At 40.8% G+C, this 17,318-nt stretch carries 14 protein-coding genes; 9 read left to right on the top strand and 5 right to left on the bottom strand.

Annotated features, from left to right (window positions below; translation table 11 throughout):
• The first annotated feature begins 1 nt into the window (after position 1).
• The 5 genes from ftsH to ACTB0Y_RS00210 all read left to right on the top strand — a co-directional run bounded on the left by ftsH (position 2) and on the right by ACTB0Y_RS00210 (position 3,991).
• Complete coding sequence (gene ftsH / locus ACTB0Y_RS00230; protein ID WP_463204767.1) at positions 2-2,026, top strand: ATP-dependent zinc metalloprotease FtsH; 2,025 nt, start codon at positions 2-4, stop codon at positions 2,024-2,026.
• Positions 2,026-2,235, top strand: a complete 210-nt coding sequence (locus ACTB0Y_RS00225) for a putative signal transducing protein (RefSeq protein ID WP_463204766.1) — start codon at positions 2,026-2,028, stop codon at positions 2,233-2,235. Before ftsH ends, ACTB0Y_RS00225 begins: the two co-directional genes overlap by 1 nt.
• On the top strand, positions 2,232-3,041 hold the full coding sequence (locus ACTB0Y_RS00220) for a phosphatidate cytidylyltransferase (RefSeq protein ID WP_463204765.1): 810 nt from the start codon (positions 2,232-2,234) through the stop codon (positions 3,039-3,041). The genes ACTB0Y_RS00225 and ACTB0Y_RS00220 overlap by 4 nt, the downstream gene beginning before the upstream one ends.
• Before the next feature lie 5 nt (positions 3,042-3,046).
• Entirely contained in the window at positions 3,047-3,724 is a 678-nt protein-coding gene (locus ACTB0Y_RS00215; RefSeq protein ID WP_463204764.1) for a phosphatidylserine decarboxylase family protein, read from the top strand.
• 99 nt (positions 3,725-3,823) lie between these two features.
• Positions 3,824-3,991, top strand: coding sequence for a DUF362 domain-containing protein (locus ACTB0Y_RS00210; protein WP_081421458.1), 168 nt, complete (start codon positions 3,824-3,826; stop codon positions 3,989-3,991).
• A 62-nt stretch (positions 3,992-4,053) separates the two neighbouring features.
• Here ACTB0Y_RS00210 and ACTB0Y_RS00205 read toward each other — a convergent pair whose 3' ends face one another.
• Positions 4,054-5,850 carry a sodium:solute symporter family protein gene (locus ACTB0Y_RS00205; RefSeq protein WP_463204762.1) on the bottom strand — a complete coding sequence of 599 codons (1,797 nt, stop codon included), beginning with the start codon at positions 5,848-5,850 and terminating at the stop codon, positions 4,054-4,056.
• 73 nt (positions 5,851-5,923) lie between these two features.
• Complete coding sequence (locus tag ACTB0Y_RS00200) at positions 5,924-8,092, bottom strand: GAF domain-containing protein (RefSeq protein ID WP_463204761.1); 2,169 nt, start codon at positions 8,090-8,092, stop codon at positions 5,924-5,926.
• 412 nt (positions 8,093-8,504) lie between these two features.
• Here ACTB0Y_RS00200 and asnB point away from each other — a divergent pair, with 412 nt between their 5' ends.
• Positions 8,505-10,334: an asparagine synthase (glutamine-hydrolyzing) gene (gene asnB / locus ACTB0Y_RS00195; protein WP_463204760.1), complete on the top strand. Its 1,830-nt coding sequence runs from the start codon at positions 8,505-8,507 to the stop codon at positions 10,332-10,334.
• 12 nt (positions 10,335-10,346) lie between these two features.
• Here the strand turns inward: asnB and ACTB0Y_RS00190 are convergent, their stop codons facing one another.
• Positions 10,347-12,752 carry a DUF5916 domain-containing protein gene (locus ACTB0Y_RS00190; RefSeq protein WP_463204759.1) on the bottom strand — a complete coding sequence of 802 codons (2,406 nt, stop codon included), beginning with the start codon at positions 12,750-12,752 and terminating at the stop codon, positions 10,347-10,349.
• A gap of 99 nt (positions 12,753-12,851) precedes the next feature.
• Positions 12,852-13,601, bottom strand: a complete 750-nt coding sequence (locus tag ACTB0Y_RS00185) for a YebC/PmpR family DNA-binding transcriptional regulator (RefSeq protein ID WP_463204758.1) — start codon at positions 13,599-13,601, stop codon at positions 12,852-12,854.
• A 216-nt stretch (positions 13,602-13,817) separates the two neighbouring features.
• Between ACTB0Y_RS00185 and miaB the strand changes: the two genes are divergently transcribed.
• The 3 genes from miaB to ACTB0Y_RS00170 all read left to right on the top strand — a co-directional run bounded on the left by miaB (position 13,818) and on the right by ACTB0Y_RS00170 (position 16,810).
• Entirely contained in the window at positions 13,818-15,137 is a 1,320-nt protein-coding gene (miaB, locus tag ACTB0Y_RS00180; protein WP_463204757.1) for a tRNA (N6-isopentenyl adenosine(37)-C2)-methylthiotransferase MiaB, read from the top strand.
• Between the two features lie 29 nt (positions 15,138-15,166).
• Positions 15,167-15,523, top strand: a complete 357-nt coding sequence (locus ACTB0Y_RS00175) for a carboxymuconolactone decarboxylase family protein (RefSeq protein WP_463204756.1) — start codon at positions 15,167-15,169, stop codon at positions 15,521-15,523.
• 123 nt (positions 15,524-15,646) lie between these two features.
• Positions 15,647-16,810: a CD0519/CD1768 family membrane protein gene (locus ACTB0Y_RS00170; RefSeq protein ID WP_463204755.1), complete on the top strand. Its 1,164-nt coding sequence runs from the start codon at positions 15,647-15,649 to the stop codon at positions 16,808-16,810.
• Here the strand turns inward: ACTB0Y_RS00170 and ACTB0Y_RS00165 are convergent.
• Entirely contained in the window at positions 16,807-17,157 is a 351-nt protein-coding gene (locus ACTB0Y_RS00165) for an ATP-binding protein (protein WP_463204754.1), read from the bottom strand. The two genes, ACTB0Y_RS00170 and ACTB0Y_RS00165, sit on opposite strands and share 4 nt — an antisense overlap.
• Positions 17,158-17,318 lie beyond the last annotated feature (161 nt).

Here is a 17,318-nt window from a genome sequence, read left to right as displayed (position 1 = left end):
TATGGAGAAAGAGAACAACCAGCAAAGGCAACAAAAAGATAATTCCGACAAAACACCAAATAAACCTAAATTTAATGTATACTGGATTTATGGTGCTATTTTGTTGCTATTCATTGGCATGCAGTTTTTTAGCAGCATGGGAAATGGGGCGCGCGAAATTACATGGAAAGACTTTAAAAATAACATGTTGGAGAAACACCATGTAGAGCGTCTCGTAGTTGTAAATAAACAAAAAGTTGAAGTTTACATCAAACCCAGTGAGTTGGGTAGCGGCCGCTACAAAGAATTTAGCGAAGGTGGATTTTCATCCAGCCCTCAATATTATTTTACCATAGGTTCGGTAGAATATTTTGAGAAACAGATGGATGAGATGCAAAAGGATTTTACGCAAGAAGAGCGCATAAGCGTGCAATATGAAACACGTGAGGATCATATAGGCAACCTAATAAGCTGGTTTTTACCCATTATTATTATAGTAGCCATCTGGATTTTTATCATGAAACGCATGACCGGCGGTGGCGGCGGCGGCGGACAAATTTTCAATATTGGTAAATCAAAAGCCAAGCTTTTTGACCGCGAAGGAACAAAAGTAAAGGTCGACTTTTCAAATGTAGCAGGACTCAGTGAAGCCAAAATTGAAGTAAAAGAAATTGTGGATTTTCTGAAGACACCCGAACGTTATACCGATTTAGGCGGGAAAATTCCTAAAGGTGCCCTGCTTATTGGACCTCCCGGAACCGGGAAAACTTTGCTAGCACGTGCGGTTGCCGGGGAGGCAGATGTGCCGTTTTTCTCTATTTCCGGCTCCGACTTTGTTGAAATGTTTGTTGGGGTTGGTGCTTCAAGGGTTCGGGACCTTTTTAAACAGGCCAAAGAAAAATCACCTTGTATAATTTTTATAGATGAAATTGATGCCATTGGTCGTGCCCGGGGAAAGAATCCAAATATGGGTGCCAATGACGAACGCGAAAACACCCTGAATCAACTGCTGAGCGAGATGGACGGATTTGAAGTAAACTCCGGTGTAATTATTCTGGCTGCCACCAACAGGGTAGATGTACTGGATAAAGCTCTGTTGCGCGCCGGACGGTTCGATCGACAGATACATGTAGAATTGCCAGACCTGAATGAACGTAGAGAGATTTTTAAAGTCCATTTAAAACCACTAAAAAAGGTAGACCCGGAATTAAAACCAGATTTTCTGGCCAAACAAACCCCCGGTTTTAGTGGCGCCGATATTGCTAATGCTGTAAATGAAGCTGCCCTGATTGCTGCACGAAATGAAAAAAAGAAAGTCGAAAAACAGGACTTCCTTGATGCTATTGACCGCATTATTGGTGGCCTGGAGAAACGAAATAAGATAATATCCAAATCTGAGAAAAAAACCATAGCTTATCATGAAGCCGGTCATGCCACAGTGAGTTGGCTGCTTGAGCATGCCAATCCGCTGGTAAAAGTTACTATTGTGCCACGTGGGCAGGCGCTTGGTGCCGCATGGTATTTACCAGAAGAGCGACAGATTACAACTAAAGAACAAATGTTGGATGAAATGGCAGCCTTAATGGGCGGTAGAGCTGCAGAGGAGATTGTATTTGGAAAAGTTTCTACAGGAGCGCTTAATGACCTTGAACGTGCCACTAAAAAAGCTTATGCAATGGTGACGTATTTTGGTATGAGCCCCGAAGTTGGCAATATTAGTTTCTTTGATTCTACAGGACAAAATGAGTACAGCTTTACCAAACCATACAGCGAAGAAACTGCCGTAATTATTGACAAAGAAACTCGTAAACTGATAGAGTCTTCTTATCAACGGGCTCTGAAGATATTGAGAGACAGTCGCGAAGGTCATGAAATATTGGCTAAAAGGCTTTTGGAAAAAGAAGTTATATTTGCCGATGACCTGGAAGATATTTTCGGGAAACGCAAAAATGTAATTGAGGCAGGCGATAAAAAAGAGTATGAGTCATCTGCAGAGCCAACAGATAATGTAGTCGATGACAAGCACGATAAAAATAAGGAGGTATAATGGCAAATACTGACTGGCAGCGGGTTTTTTCTACTGGTCAGGCATACCAGGCTTATATCATTAAAGATTTGCTGAAAGATCATGAAATACAGGCCGTCGTAATTGATAAACAAGACTCCTTCTATGTAACAGTCGGTGAGATAGAGGTGTACGTAGAAGCTGATAATGTAATTAAATCTAAACACCTCATAAAAAAAGCAGACTTTTGAAAAATTTTGTCCAACGGTCGCTCACAGGTTTATTATTTGCTCTTGTTACATTAGTTTCTATTTTGTGGCATGAAGTAACCTTTACGCTTTTTTATGGAGTTGTAATGTTGTTGTGTCTTATAGAATATCATCACCTACTTCGCAAAGTGCACGGACACCCATTAATGGCCTGGCAAATAGTGCTGTCAATTCTCTTATATGCAGGTGGATGGTTGGTGGTAAATAAAATTGTTCCTTTCTCTGCATTATCGCTCACTATTCCCTTATTTTTTCTCGTTTTTATTACAGAACTCTACAGACGGAAACGGCGCGTTGCGCAAAATCTTTCCATGACTTTTTTACCCGTAATTCATGTGGCGCTGCCAATGGTTTTATTGCTTGCAATTGCCTACCTTTCAGGCAAATATGATTACAGGCTTGTGCTATCCATTGTGTTGTTTACATGGACCTTCGATACATTTGCTTACATTGTTGGGGTATTGATCGGAAAGAATAAAATTGCCCCTCGAGTGTCGCCAAAGAAATCGTGGGAAGGGTTTATAGGCGGGTTTTTAGCATCAGCCGGGTTGGCCCTGATTTTGTCGCATCAATGGGCCATTTTTGATCCAATACGCTGGATTGTGATTAGTATGATTATTAGCATAACTGCAACTTTTGGTGATTTGGTTGAATCGGTACTTAAGCGTGCTGCCGGAATGAAAGATTCCGGACGTATTTTGCCGGGACATGGCGGTGTATTTGATCGCTTTGATGGTTTTCTTTTTGCCATCCCATTTGTTTTTACCTACCTTTATTTATTAAATTAATTGTTATGAAAATTCACCGTGCAGGCCATAGAATCATCCTTACGACAATTTTATCTATGATTATTCTGATTGCTGCCCTGCACGCCATTTGGGGTAGTATGTATGCCACATTGATCGTAGGAATTTCTGAATTCGCCTTACTGGTCTTTATTTTACGGTTTTTTCGGGTCCCCAAAAGACAGGTTAATGGCGATGAGGGCATTTTGGTAGCTCCGGCCGACGGTACCATTGTTGCCATCGAAGAGGTTTATGAAGATGAGTTTCTAAAGAAAAAAGCTTTGCAGATTTCCATTTTCATGTCGGTATGGAACGTGCATATCAATTGGTTTCCATGCAAAGGCATAATGAAAACCTTTCACTATCATCCCGGAAAATTTTTAATAGCGCGTCATCCCAAATCATCAACACTAAATGAACGGACAAGTGTTTTGATGGAAACTGCCGGGAGAGTGCAAATTGTTATTCGGCAAATTGCAGGAATCGTAGCACGCCGGATTGAAAACTATGTAACGGATGAAAATACTAATGTTGAAGCGGGCCAGGAGATGGGCTTTATAAAATTTGGGTCCAGGGTAGATGTTTTTCTTCCTATTGGAACTGAACCAATGGTTGCTATGGGGCAAACGGTGAAAGGAAAGATGACTCAAATAGCCCAATTGCCTGACATGAATCATTTTAGTTGATGTTGAATAATACCTTTATTTTTTTATCTTTTCTTTCTTTTTTTTGGGAAAGCCTTTTACTTTTGTAGTGTATTCTAGAACTTTAAATATAATAAACAAATGGCTTACAAAATTACTGAAGATTGCGTTGCATGCGGAAGCTGCATACCAGAATGTCCGGTAGATGCTATATCAGAAGGTGATATTTATGTAATTGATCCTGATACATGTACTGATTGTGGTGCATGTGCTGACGTATGTCCAACAGAAGCAATTATTCCTGAATAGATTTTTTTCTATATTTTTTTCAGGAAATGGAATATAAGCCGTTGCTCAATGAGTAGCGGCTTTTATTTTATGTCTGCTTTGAGCTTGTGGAATAATTTTAATATGGTAAAGCTGCCAGCAACAGTAATAAAAAGCAGTATTGCGGCTTGTATCCATTTACCATAAATCATACTGCCAATACCAAATAAAGCTGCATACACTGTAATTGAACCAATAAATACATTTAATATTTGTACGGGCATTGCCCAGGCGTGTGGTTTTGTTTCATCCGGATATACTTTGCGGGCTATTTTTTTCCATCCGGGACCACCAGGGCGTGTTTTGCTGTAGAAACGTGTAAGGGTTTCTTCGCTTTCGGGCTTTGAAAGGAGCGTGGTGCTGACCCAGACTATTGAGGTTACGCCCACAGCTATGAGTAATCTAACAGTAAAAGCATCGAGGTGTTGGGTTGTGAGTGTTTGGTCATCAACGGCAAAAATGAGAATAATTGCAGTTACAGTGGCGCTTACCATGGCCACAATTTCGGTAAGTGCGTTAATTCTCCACCAAAACCACCTGAGTAGGTATATTGCCCCAGAGCCTGCGCCTGAGAGCAGCAGTATGTTAAATGCTTCCTGTGCATTTTCCATTACTGTGAGGGCTATGAGGCCGGAGAAGAGCATAAGGAGAAGTGTTGATAACTGTCCAATGCGCACCAGTTCTTTTTCAGGTGCGTTGGGTTTTATTACTCTTTTGTAAAAATCGTTTACGATATATGAGGAGCCCCAGTTTAAATGTGTTCCAATGGTTGACATGTAGGCTGCTATGAGTGAGGCCACTACAAGGCCGAGCCATCCCGGGTCAAGTTTCGACATCATTACCGGATAGGCTATGTCGTGTTTGAGATATTCCGGATCAATACCCGGGAATTCGGTTTTGATTGTAGCAAGATCCGGATAAATAATTAGTGAGGCTAAAGCTACTATAATCCATGGCCATGGTCGAATAGCATAGTGCATAAAGTTAAAAAAGAGTGTAGCTCCAATGGCATTTTTTTCATCTTTGGCTGAAAGCATCCGTTGTGCAATATATCCGCCACCACCCGGTTCGGCGCCAGGATACCAAACGCTCCACCATTGCACGGCAATTGGTATTATTAGCAATGTAAGTAAGGTGCCTGTATCAGAAAGATCGGGAAAAAAACTCAGTTTATCCTGAATATCGGGATGTGTGAGCAAACCATCCAAGCCGCCAACCTCCGGTTGTTGTAGAGCAATAACAGCGGCGTAGATGGCGCCAAACAAGGCTATGCTGTACTGGAAAAAATCTGCCCAAATAACACCTTTGAGTCCGCCAATGCCGGCATACATTACCACCGCTATAGAACCTATTACAATGGTGACCCATGGTTGAAGGCCAAACATTACAGCTCCAATTTTAATAGCTGCCAAGCTCACACTCGCCATGATTAAAACATTAAAAAAAAGACCGAGATAAACAGACCTGAACACCCTGAGAAACGACGCCATTTTTCCGGAGTAGCGTAGTTCATAAAATTCAAGGTCAGTGAGCACATTCGATCGGCGCCAGAGTTTAGCATAAATAAAAACAGTAACCATTCCTGTAATGAGGAATGCCCACCATGCCCAGTTTTTTGCTACGCCTGAAGTGCGTACAAAGTCTGTTACCAGGTTTGGGGTATCTGCCGAGAAGGTGCAGGCCACCATGGAAACACCCAGTAACCACCAGGGCATGCCACGGCCACCAAGGAAAAATTGTGAAGTGTCTTTGCGGGCTGTGCGTGATGCTGCCCACCCAATGCTTAGAACAATAAGAAAAAATATGGCAAGTATTATCCAGTCTAAGTTTGCGAGTTGCATAATCTATTTTTTTGTTCAATAAAAAAAGCGGAAGTTACAGTGAGCCTCCGCTATTAATGAATGAGTATGCCTGTTATTCGTCATCTCCTGTGAGTTCTTTGATCTGCATTTTCAGGCTTTCGATTTGTACTCTTGATTCTTCCTCGATTATTTCTTTTTCCTTTTCTATTTCAGTAAGCTTTTTTTCGTATTCTTCTTTTATGTTGTTGGTTTGCTCCATGGTCTCCCGGACTATTTCTCCCTGGTCTTCAAGTTCGTGCTGATAAGCATGTATGGCGCTGTCTTTACTTCGTTTTTCGCTTACATCCATTACCAGAGTTACTATTTTTTCATATTCACCTTCAATATTTTTGGCAGGTGTATACGATTCTTTAAGCCATACATTTCCATCGGGGGTTTTATATTGAATCTCCATTTCTGAGGGCATGCCATTTTTCAGCCCTTCCCATATTTCATTGTAATGTTCGACATCGTTTATTTCCGGATCGATTAATGATCGGTGTTCTTTACCTATAAGTTCTCCGGTCTTTTTTTGTATTAGCTCTGCATACTTATCATTGGCACTGATGATGTAACCATTGATGTCCATATCAAAATTTCCCAGGGTGTTATTAATGGCATCTATGGTGTCCTGCATCTCTGTTTCACGTCGCGCTGACTCCTCCTGTGTTGCCTGCAACTCTTCCATGTTTTGGCGCATTTCTTCTTCCTGCGATGCGAGCTCTTCACCTTTTTGTCTCGACTCTTCAAGTAATCTTGCAGTGCGTTGATTTATACGGACCGAAGAAATGGTAGAAGCAATATCTTCCCCTACCTTTTCAACAAATTCTATCTGGTAATCGGCAAATTCTTTGAAAGATACAATTTCAAGCACCCCAAAAATTTCATTATTCAATTTTAATGGTACAAGTAATAACACAGTTGGATTGTCGTCACCTAAGCCACTTGTGATGCGGATATAATCTTCCGGTATTTCTTTAAGATAAACGGTTGCTTTTTCAAAGGCGCACCGTCCAACGAGCCCTTCTTCCAGTTCGATTTTACGGTCGACCATTTTTTGGCGGCCATAGGCTACAGCGGCTGTCATCTCGAAATATTGCTCTCCTTCATCTTCTTCGTTGGTGCTAAGCACGTAAATGGCGCCTTGTATAGCATCTATATAGTTGATTAGGTTGTCGACAATGTTGTAAGATAGTTGCTCTATATCGTCATTATTCTGTCTGAGAATGTCGCTGAATTTGGCAATACCCTGGGCGCTCCAGTTGCGTATTTCGTCTTCTTTTTTCCTGCGTTCTTCTTCTGCTGCTGCTTTTTTGAGATCATTGCGCATACCGAGAAGTGCGTTGCCTAAGGTGTCTTCTTCGCTGAGTGGTTTAAAATCGGTGTTGTATTCTCCTTTACCCAAATCGATGGCAAAATCAGAAGTGCGTCGCATGCCATCGATGTATTTGTTCAGTGCTTTACTCATGTCGCCAATTTCATCATTGGCTTCCTTCATTTTTTCATCGGGCAATACACCCCGGGTCATAATCAAAAGGAAATCTTTCAGCCGTAAAATTGGGCGGATGGTGGAGCGTGAAATAAATATGGCAATAGCCAATGCAATGATTAGCATAATGATGCCTGAGAAAATAATGAATAACTGGAACGAGTCCAGAGATTCGAACATGGCCTTGTTTTTCTGTTCGCTTTTTTCTTCGAGCTTTTTGGTAAGTTTTTTTACTTTATCCTGAACTTTATTTGTGGTGTTAATAACTTCGCCACCCTCTTCTACCATAGGATATATCTCAAAAACTACCATTGGGTCATCATAGCTTTCAAAAGTATTCAAACGGCCCATAATTTGTTTATGCTGAGCAAAAAGTGTATCCTTCATGAGTACTACTAATGAGTCGAATATAGCTTGTTCCTCCGGAGTCCAGTTATGGTAAATGCTTTTGATTTTTGAAACAAGGGCAGGAAATTCTTCGGTGTGCAGTGCTCTTAACTTGAGTTTGTCGGGTGTTCCGCTTTTTCTTTCAATATGCACCCAGTTTTTGATCAACATTTTTGAGTTGTTCACCAATTGCAGCATATCGCCCAAATGCGATACCGAGGGGGTATAAACATTGGCGACTTCTTCGTTGAGTTGTTTGTTTTGCTGCAGTGTGGTGTAAGTAAGTACACTGCTAATTAGAAGGGTGATTATGATGAGACCAAAGCCTACAAATAAGCGGTTTGCAATGGTAAATCTGTACTTCATACCTAATAGTTTAATAATTAACGCCCGTGGCTCTTTTAATATTTCCGGAATAATACCAAATTGTGTACTGTGCTCTTTTATAGTGGGTTTATCGGCCCTGTAAAACTATAAAACGCAATTTGATAAACCTAAAAATAGATAAATTTTTTCTTTCATCCGTTTAAAATTGATTTTTATTTGTCGGATAGCCTGCCCCGCAGAAGGCGGGGGAGCTCACCATGATGAATCAAATGCCCGCCAAATGGTGTTTTTAGCTTCATTATAATCATGCGAGTGTATGTCAAATTTTTTGTCATGGCTCGTTTCATCATACAAATTTAAGAGTTTTTCTCAGGGAAATGCGGGTATATCACTTTCTTTGGAAGGCGAAAATGAGTTTTTTTGCTTAAGTTCGCTTAAAATTTTAATTATTATGTGTGGAATTGCCGGTTATTGGCATTCCGGAATGGAGCTCAATGAGCAATCTCTGGAATTAATGTCAGAAAGTTTGCGTCACAGGGGACCCGATTATTCCGGTTTGTTTTCTGAGGAAAAAGTTGGCTTGGTGCACGAAAGACTCAGTATTATAGATTTGAATGCAAGAGCCAATCAGCCTATTTATTCTCATGACGGGCGATTTGTGATGGTCTATAACGGAGAAGTTTATAATTACAGGGAGCTGGCTGCTCAGTTTCGTATTGAAACCCGCACCACAAGCGACTCTGAGGTGGTGCTGGAACTGTTTGCAAAAAAAGGAGTGGAGTTTGTCAACTCTTTGAGTGGCATGTTTGCCATAGCTATTTATGACCGGCAGGAACAAAGGTTGTTTTTGTTTCGCGACCGTGTGGGAATTAAACCTTTGTACTATTACGAAAAGCCGGGTACATGCGTTTTTGCATCGGAGCTTAAAGCATTGCAAAACTGCTTGCCCAAAAACTGGTTGCAAATAAATCATAGATCTGTATCTAATTATCTGCATCTTGGTTTTATTCCTGCTCCTGATAGTATTTATGAGGATGTACACAAACTTTTACCTGGCGAACTGGCTATTATAGATACTAATGGAATAGTTAAGCGCAAGTGGTGGAGCATTGAGCAGAAAATTAAAAAAGATCACATTAAAAGTGAGAAGGAGGCCCTCATCAGGCTCGACAAAATAGTGAACAGTGCTGTGCAAAGCAGATTGATTAGTGATGTGCCTGTGGGTACATTTCTCAGTGGAGGGGTGGATAGCAGTTTGGTTTCAGCTCTGGCCGCACGCCACTTCCCGGGGAAGATAAAGACTTTTACAATTGGATTTGAACATGCCAGACACAACGAAGCTGATTATGCAGCTAAAGTTGCAGCACACATTGGGTCAGAACACAGATTGCTTTATGCTACTGAGAAGGAGGCTGAGGAATTGCTGCCAGATATTATTTCGCACTATGATGAGCCTTTTGCCGATACAAGTGCCATACCTACTATGCTTGTTTCCAGATTGGCTAAAAATGAGGTGAGCGTGACTTTATCGGGCGATGGTGGTGATGAGTTATTTATGGGGTATGGTTCCCATGTTTGGGCTGGCAGACTTGCCAATCAGCAAACCAGGATAATGGCACCACTATACAGAACTGCCCTGAAACTGGGAGGTAGCCGCTATAAAAGGGTGGCTCGTATGTTTGAAAAAGCCAATGCCATAGAACCTCATATTTTTTCACAAGAGCAATATTTCTTTAGTCAAAGGGAACTGACTCATTTGTTGAAAGAGCCGGTAGCTGAATTTAGTCCTTATTATGAGCAAGTTAAGTCGCAGCTAACCCCGGAGGAGCGACAGGCACTGTTTGATTTTAAATATTATTTGCCTGATGATTTGCTTACAAAAGTTGATAGGGCCAGCATGCGTTATGCGCTGGAAACACGTGTGCCTCTTTTGGATTATCGGATTGTTGAAATGGCATTTAACTTAGACCCTTCTTTGCGGTTGAAAGGCAAAACAGGGAAATATTTACTTAAAAAGTTGCTTTACCGTTATGTGCCCGAAGAAATTTTCGATCGGCCTAAGCAAGGTTTCTCTGTGCCTTTGGAGCAGTGGATGAAAGGACCACTGGCCGATTGGTTCAATACATACCTCAACAGATCAATGTTAGTTAAACATGGCGTTGTTGAGCCAGATTATGTGGCCAGTTTGCAAAAAAAGTTTAAAAGTCCTAAATATGCATTTCTGTATAACAGGTTGTGGGCAATAGCAGCACTGCATGCCTGGCTCGATTCCCGGCGATAAGCAAATAAACTTTTAAAGCAATGTTTTCTTAATTTGCAGGTAATCGAGGTAATACAGTATCCTGATGGAAATACTGTTTTTTCCGAGGTCCGTAAAGGTATTCTCAAGGTTGCGACCAAAATCATTGATTACTTGATCGGTTTGGGTGAGGATTTGGTTTTTCCATACCAACGACATTTCGCTTCCGGGTGCAAACTGCCAGGTGTAGGCCAGGTCAATATTGAAGGCATTGTAATTTATGTCTTCGTTTTCATTGTACTCAGCATAATCAGTTAGCGTTCCGTCTCGATTGAGCAGGTAAAAATGATCATAGTTGACTTTTGTCCAGTAATGTCGCAAGTAAAAAGTCAAAGATGATTTTGGGTTGAAGATATAATTGAGGTTAATGTTGTTTTCAAGTTTTTGGTAATCTCTGCGACCAAATACAACAGAGTCCTGGCCTGAGCTACTTGTAATATAGCCTATTGATTTAAAGCTGTTGTCGCCGTTAAAATCATAAACCAATTGGAATTTTTCTCCCAATCGTAGCCTCGGGCTTACACTGTACCATAAACCTGATTGGTCGTATTGTTTTGCCACCCAGCCTCCAAAACTTACATCAAAAGCAAAAGTTTTTCTGTAATCTGATGATATCCACATGTTTCCGTTTTGCCAGGCAGCAGTTTTAAATTTGTACCCTTCTGTGCGCGGTTCATAATAATCGTATCCCATTATGGGTTTTATCTCAGTGCTGAGGCCAAACGAAAGGTGATTTTTTGTTGTTCCCCGTGTTGACAATTCAATTTTTGTATTGATAAAATCATGGTAATCGAACATGGTGTTGTATTGTACCTCTATTTCGTTGTGCAGGTTAAGTAGTTTCCAGAATGGATCTCTGATAGTGTATGAAAGTGATGCATTTTGGCTCCTTTCGTCCGGGCTTCGTAGGTATCCCAGATCATTGGGGTCGTAATCGGGGCTCTCTGTATTGTGCTCCGCAGAGAAACGAAACCGGCCGGAGATTTTTTCTATTTCTACCCAATACGTGTAGCCGTATGGGTTTTCTAATTTATATTGCTGGCTAAGCGATGCAGAACCTTTGATGGCAATGGATTTTTTAATTTCATATCGAAGCTCTGTGCCGGTTACATTAGCGGTATAGTTGTCAGATGGTCTGTGCACGTTTGTATTGATAAGGCTGATAAATGAATTGCCCGGCAAGCTTTGTTCCAGTACACTGACATTATAATTGGTAAATGGTTGAACTTGTACATTTTCCTCTTCGCCTGTTAGCGTGTCTTTTATGGTAGCCTTGGTTTTTTGACTCATGGCATTCAGAATGCCGATATTCATACCGTTACTGGTTTTTCCTGTAATTTTTGTGGCATTGATTAATTGGGTGCTGGTTGGCATTTCGATTACCTCCGCGCCAACAGAGTCTGCAATTTCGTATGCTTTGCCGGTATTAACGGGTTCGGCGCCAATGCGTCTTGAATAAAAAATACCGGCCCTGTTGAAAAGCTCCATCCCCTCTTTGAAAAACTCCCTGTTTTCTCCATAATATGTTTCGAAGGGACTTAGATTTAAACGTTCTTTGTCAGATTTTACCTGTCCAAAATCAGGTATAAGCATCATGTCAAGCGTGAAGCTTTCGTTGATGCCATATTTTACATCCATGCCTCCTTTGATTGAATAGGTGTTTTTGTGGTTTTCGTTTTCTATATATGCCGACATGTATGGGATGAACGCCAGTCTTATGGGAGGTTCTACGTTTGTTATTCCCGTTAATATTCCTGCTTGTTTGTTGGTTCCTTCTGTATTGATGTCGATGTAATTCCAGGTACTTACTTCTCTGTTACGTTGAATTGCCCGTTCTATGTTTAATCCCCATTGCTGACTTTTTGCTTTGGAAAACCGCAATGCTGAATAGGGGATGCGCATCTCTACACTCCAGCCATTGGGCGTGTGCTCTATGGCTGATTTCCACACGGCATCCCATTGATAGTCTTTGTAAGTTGTTGACTTTATGTCGACCTGCACGCCCGATGCCGTTACGAAAAATCCGTAGGCTTTGCTGGCATCATTGTAGGGGTCAATATATACACCAAAATAATCGGCCAGATTAAAGTCGTCTCTTTTTCCAATATTTTTAGAAATCTGGTCTGGGTGGGTGTCTTCGAGGAAAGCACCCACGTATAAGGCATCATCATCATATATAAATCTTACATGGGTGGTTTCGCTGGGTTTTTCTCCATTGTAAGGGCTGTACTGTATGAAATCTGTTGCTTCGGGAGTCTCGTCCCATGCGGTTTCTAGAAGTTTCCCGTCAATAGTTATTTTCTCCTGAGTTCGGGTTGCTTCAGCTTGTTTTTTTTCTTGTGCATATATAGAAAGAAAGGGTATAATGATAAGCGTAAAGCTTAATAAAATTCGCTTCATACAAAGATTTTCCTAATTAGTTGCTGTTCGTTTCTCAATTGAAAACAGAGCAAAAAAAGAGCCAAAGTAACCTATGTGCTTGTAGTCAGATTAATGGGATTAAGAGAGCTCTTTTTCCAATTCCGGTGTCATTTCAAGGTTGTGGTATACATTCTGAACGTCGTCGTTTTCCTCAAATTCTTCCACCATAGCCAGTACTTTTTTTGCTGTTTCTAAATCGACTTCCTGGGTGGAGTTTGGTATTCTTTGCAATCCCGCATTTTCGGCTTCAATATTCAGTTCATCCAGTTTTTTCTGCATGTTTCCGAAGTCTTCCATTGAGGTGGTTACAATGAGTAGTTCTCCTTCGCTGTCAAATTCTTCAGCTCCTGCATCAATCAGTTCAAGCTCAATTTCTTCCAGGTCGATGTCTGCTTTTTTTGGTATGGTGAACATGCCTTTACGTTCAAAAATAAAACTGAGTGAGCCATTTTTTCCCAGGCTGCCTCCACGTTTATTGAAAATGGAGCGTACATCGCTCACTGTACGGTTGTTATTATCTGTCATGCATTCAACAAATATTCCTACTCCACCGGGGGCATGGCCCTCAAATGTCATTTCAGCTAATTGGTCGGTTGATTTGTCTGAAGCTTTGTCTATGGCCCGCTGTATATTGTCATTAGGCATGTTGATGCCCCTTGCATTTTGTATGGCCAGCCTTAAACGGGGGTTGTTGTTCGGATCCGGATCATTGCCTTCTTTCACGGCAATCATTATTTCTTTCGATATTCGTGTGAACATCTTTGCTCTTTTGGCGTCTTGTGCACCTTTTCGGTGTTTGATGTTTGCCCATTTGCTGTGTCCTGCCATTTGATTTGGTTTTATGTGAATATGCTAATTGCAAAATTAAGAAAAAATATGGGTCGTTATAATCAGATAAAAAGATACTAAAAGCCTTATTGTGTAGCCTTCCTGGAACTTAAATTAAATGCATTGATAGTAAGTTCAATAAATCAGGCACAGCGTTTTGCAGATTCATGTCTGATAAGCATTATATTTGCAGCGAAAAAATAGATTGATACAAATATGACCAGGAAATTATATATCGAAACATACGGGTGTCAAATGAATGTAGCCGATAGTGAGGTGGTTGCATCTGTATTGGGCGAGGAGCATTACGAAATAACTGATAATGAATCGGAGGCAGATCTGGTATTAATCAATACCTGTTCAATAAGAGATAATGCTGAGCAACGTATATGGAACCGTTTGGATGCTTTAAAACATAATAAAAAAATTAATCCGGGACTTAAGGTGGGAATTATTGGCTGTATGGCCGAAAGGTTAGGTGATAAGTTGACTGACAATAAGCTAGTTAATATTGTGGCCGGGCCTGACGCTTACCGGAAATTGCCTAACATGTTATCGCTCGCTGATACAGGAACATCAGCCGTTGATACAGAACTTTCCAAGGAGGAGACCTATGCAGGCATATTGCCTAAAAGGCTTGAGGATAATGCCTTCGGTGGTTTTGTTTCCATAAGTCGTGGGTGCAATAATTTTTGCACTTATTGTATTGTTCCTTATACAAGAGGCAGGGAGCGGAGTCGCGATCCTGAAGATGTTTTAAATGAGGTAAAAGCACTTATCAATACCGGACATAAGGAAGTGACTCTTTTGGGGCAGAATGTCAATTCTTATCATTATAAAACCGGGAATACCGATATGGACTTTCCCGACCTTTTGAAAAGTGTATCAAAACTGGACACTAGTGTTCGAATTCGTTTCACTACTTCACATCCAAAAGATATTTCAGATAAGTTGATCGAAACCATTGCTGAAACTGAAAATATTTGCAATCATATACACTTGCCGGTTCAATCGGGGAGCTCGCGAATGCTGAACCTTATGAATAGAAAATACGACAGGGATTGGTATCTTGAGCGTATCCGTAAAATTCGTGAGTTGATTCCGAATTGTGGCATTACAACTGATGTTTTTTGTGGCTTTCATGATGAGTCAGAAGCTGATCATGAGCAAACGCTTTCGCTCATGAAAGAAGTACGTTTTGATTGGGCATTTATGTTTAAATACAGCGAAAGAGCAGGAACATATGCTGCCACGCATTTGAAAGATAATGTACCTGAAGAAGTCAAAACAAAACGGTTGCAGGAAATTATTGCGCTACAACGGGAGTTGTCATTAAAAAGTAATCGCGCAGATATCGGAAAAACATTTACAGTTTTGGCCGAAGGAATATCGAAGAAGTCGGATAAGGAACTGTTTGGCCGGAACGAGCAAAATAAGGCGGTTGTTTTTCCAAAAGCTGATTACAAGCCGGGAGATTATGTAAAGGTCAGCGTTACCGATTGTTCATCGGCGACGCTTCGCGGAATTTTGGCATAAAGTTTTACTAATATTAAATACAGGAAATTATGAGTGATAAATTGAAAGAATACCGGGAATATCGTCAAAAAATGAACGACAAGATTCTGGCAGCCGATAATAAGGTGATTAAGCGCATATTTAACCTCGATACCAATACTTACATGGAGGGTGCGCTCGACAGTAAAACCAAAGAAATGCTGGGTTTGGTTTCATCTATGGTGTTGCGTTGCGACGACTGCGTTCGCTACCATGTGGAGCAATGCCATCAGTTGGGTGTTCGTAAAGATGAGTTATTCGAAATATTTAGTGTAGCCAACGTAGTGGGTGGTACAATTGTAATTCCACATATGCGCAGAGCTGTGGAGTTTTGGGAGGAACTTGAGGCAGAAGAATCAAATGATTGATTTTTTTTGAAGCATGACAAATAACATGTTTCTTCAGGTTATAAAGGTCTTATATTTGTCTGCTGAAATTCACTATTGTTGAATAAGGGATAAATATAAATTGCTAAGAAAAACCAACCACCAATGAAGCCACTTTTGCAACTTAAGAATACAAGCTTTGTAGTGAAAAGACGCTACGAAGCTTTTGTTTTTTTACTCGTTTTTTTTGTGTTTTTTGGATTTCTCGGATATAAAATGGGCACCGCCAATTTGTTAAACACAATAATGAATACCGCCTGGGACCTGCTTATGAATACGGTCTTTTTTATTATGGGTATAACGGTGCTGAGTGGTGCTCTCGGGCGACTGATGATTGAGTTTGGAGTGGTTCGTTTGCTCGAATTTATTTTAAAACCTTTTATGCGACCAATTTTTAATCTTCCCGGCGTATCTGCTCTTGCCGGGTTGATGACTTTCTTTTCCGATAATCCGGCTATTATTAGCCTGGCCAACGACAAGAACTTTAAAAAGTATTTTTATGAATATGAGTTGGTTTCGTTGGCCAATTTTGGCACAGCCTTCGGTATGGGACTGATTGTGCTCACATTTATGGCGGGTTTGGGCTTTTTTGGCCCGGCGCTGGTTGGTCTTTTTGGCGCTTTAATTGGCGCCATAATTAGCACCCGGCTTATGCAGCGGTTGATTCGTGATAAGGTTGAGCATAAAACTTCAGAAGAAAAGCATGGGGAAGATAACAAGATTCGTTTCAGAAGCGAGGGTGGTACATTTTTAAGATTTTTGAACGCACTACTTGATGGCGGAAAATCCGGTGTCGATTTGGGGCTGGCGATTATTCCGGGTGTTCTAATTATCAGTACCATGGTAATGATTGTAACATTTGGGCCAAAAGATGCAGCCATCGGATATCAAGGCCTGGCATATGAAGGAGTCCCCATTTTACCAAAGCTCGCAGGCTATATTAACGGTGTTTTTGAGTTTCTTTTTGGTTTTAAAAGTCCGGAGCTTATAGCTTTCCCGATTACTGCACTGGGAGCTGTTGGAGCTGCATTATCGCTTGTTAAAGCTTTTGTTGCAGAGGGTTTAATTACAGGTAATGTAATTGCAGTTTTTACGGCTATGGGTATGACATGGAGTGGTTTTTTAAGTACACACACGGCAATGCTCGACACGCTTGGACACAGGGCTTTAACATCAAAGGCTTTAATGGCTCATACTTTAGGAGGTATTGTAGCCGGCGTGGTGGCCAATTATACTTTTAAGTTACTCGCTTTTTGGGGCGTATTTTAGGCCTCAAAAGGCAGGTTGAACATGAATGTAGATCCTTTTCCCGGTGCCGATTCCACACGGATTGTTCCTCCAAGCATTTCCACAAGGTTTTTGCTTATGGCCAGGCCTAAGCCGGCTCCGCGATAAAGTTTTTTGGCGCGTTCTTCGATTTTGCCAAAACGTTGAAATACGTATGCCTTTTGGTCTTGTGTCATCCCTATACCGGTATCTTTGACGTAAATATTAAGCCTTTTAGCTTGTTCATCATAATGGTAACCTACTTCTATAAATCCTTCTTCGGTAAATTTTAAGGCGTTATCCAGCAGATTGGATATAATTTGTTGTAATCGGAATGGGTCTGTTTCCAATGTGGGGTTTTCTGTTTTTTGATCCTTTGATTTAGTAATGGTTAACCCAACTTGAAAATTTTGGTCTAAAAATCAGGAAAGTAGAAAAAATATTGGATTTCTTAAACACACATAACCAAGCAATTATAAAGAGCACATTTTTCGACCATATTCTTAATCAG

The sequence above is a fragment of the Salinivirga sp. genome (genome assembly GCF_055145285.1).
The sequence above is the reverse complement of the archived record's forward strand: the minus strand, read 5'-3'. Positions and strand labels throughout refer to the sequence as shown.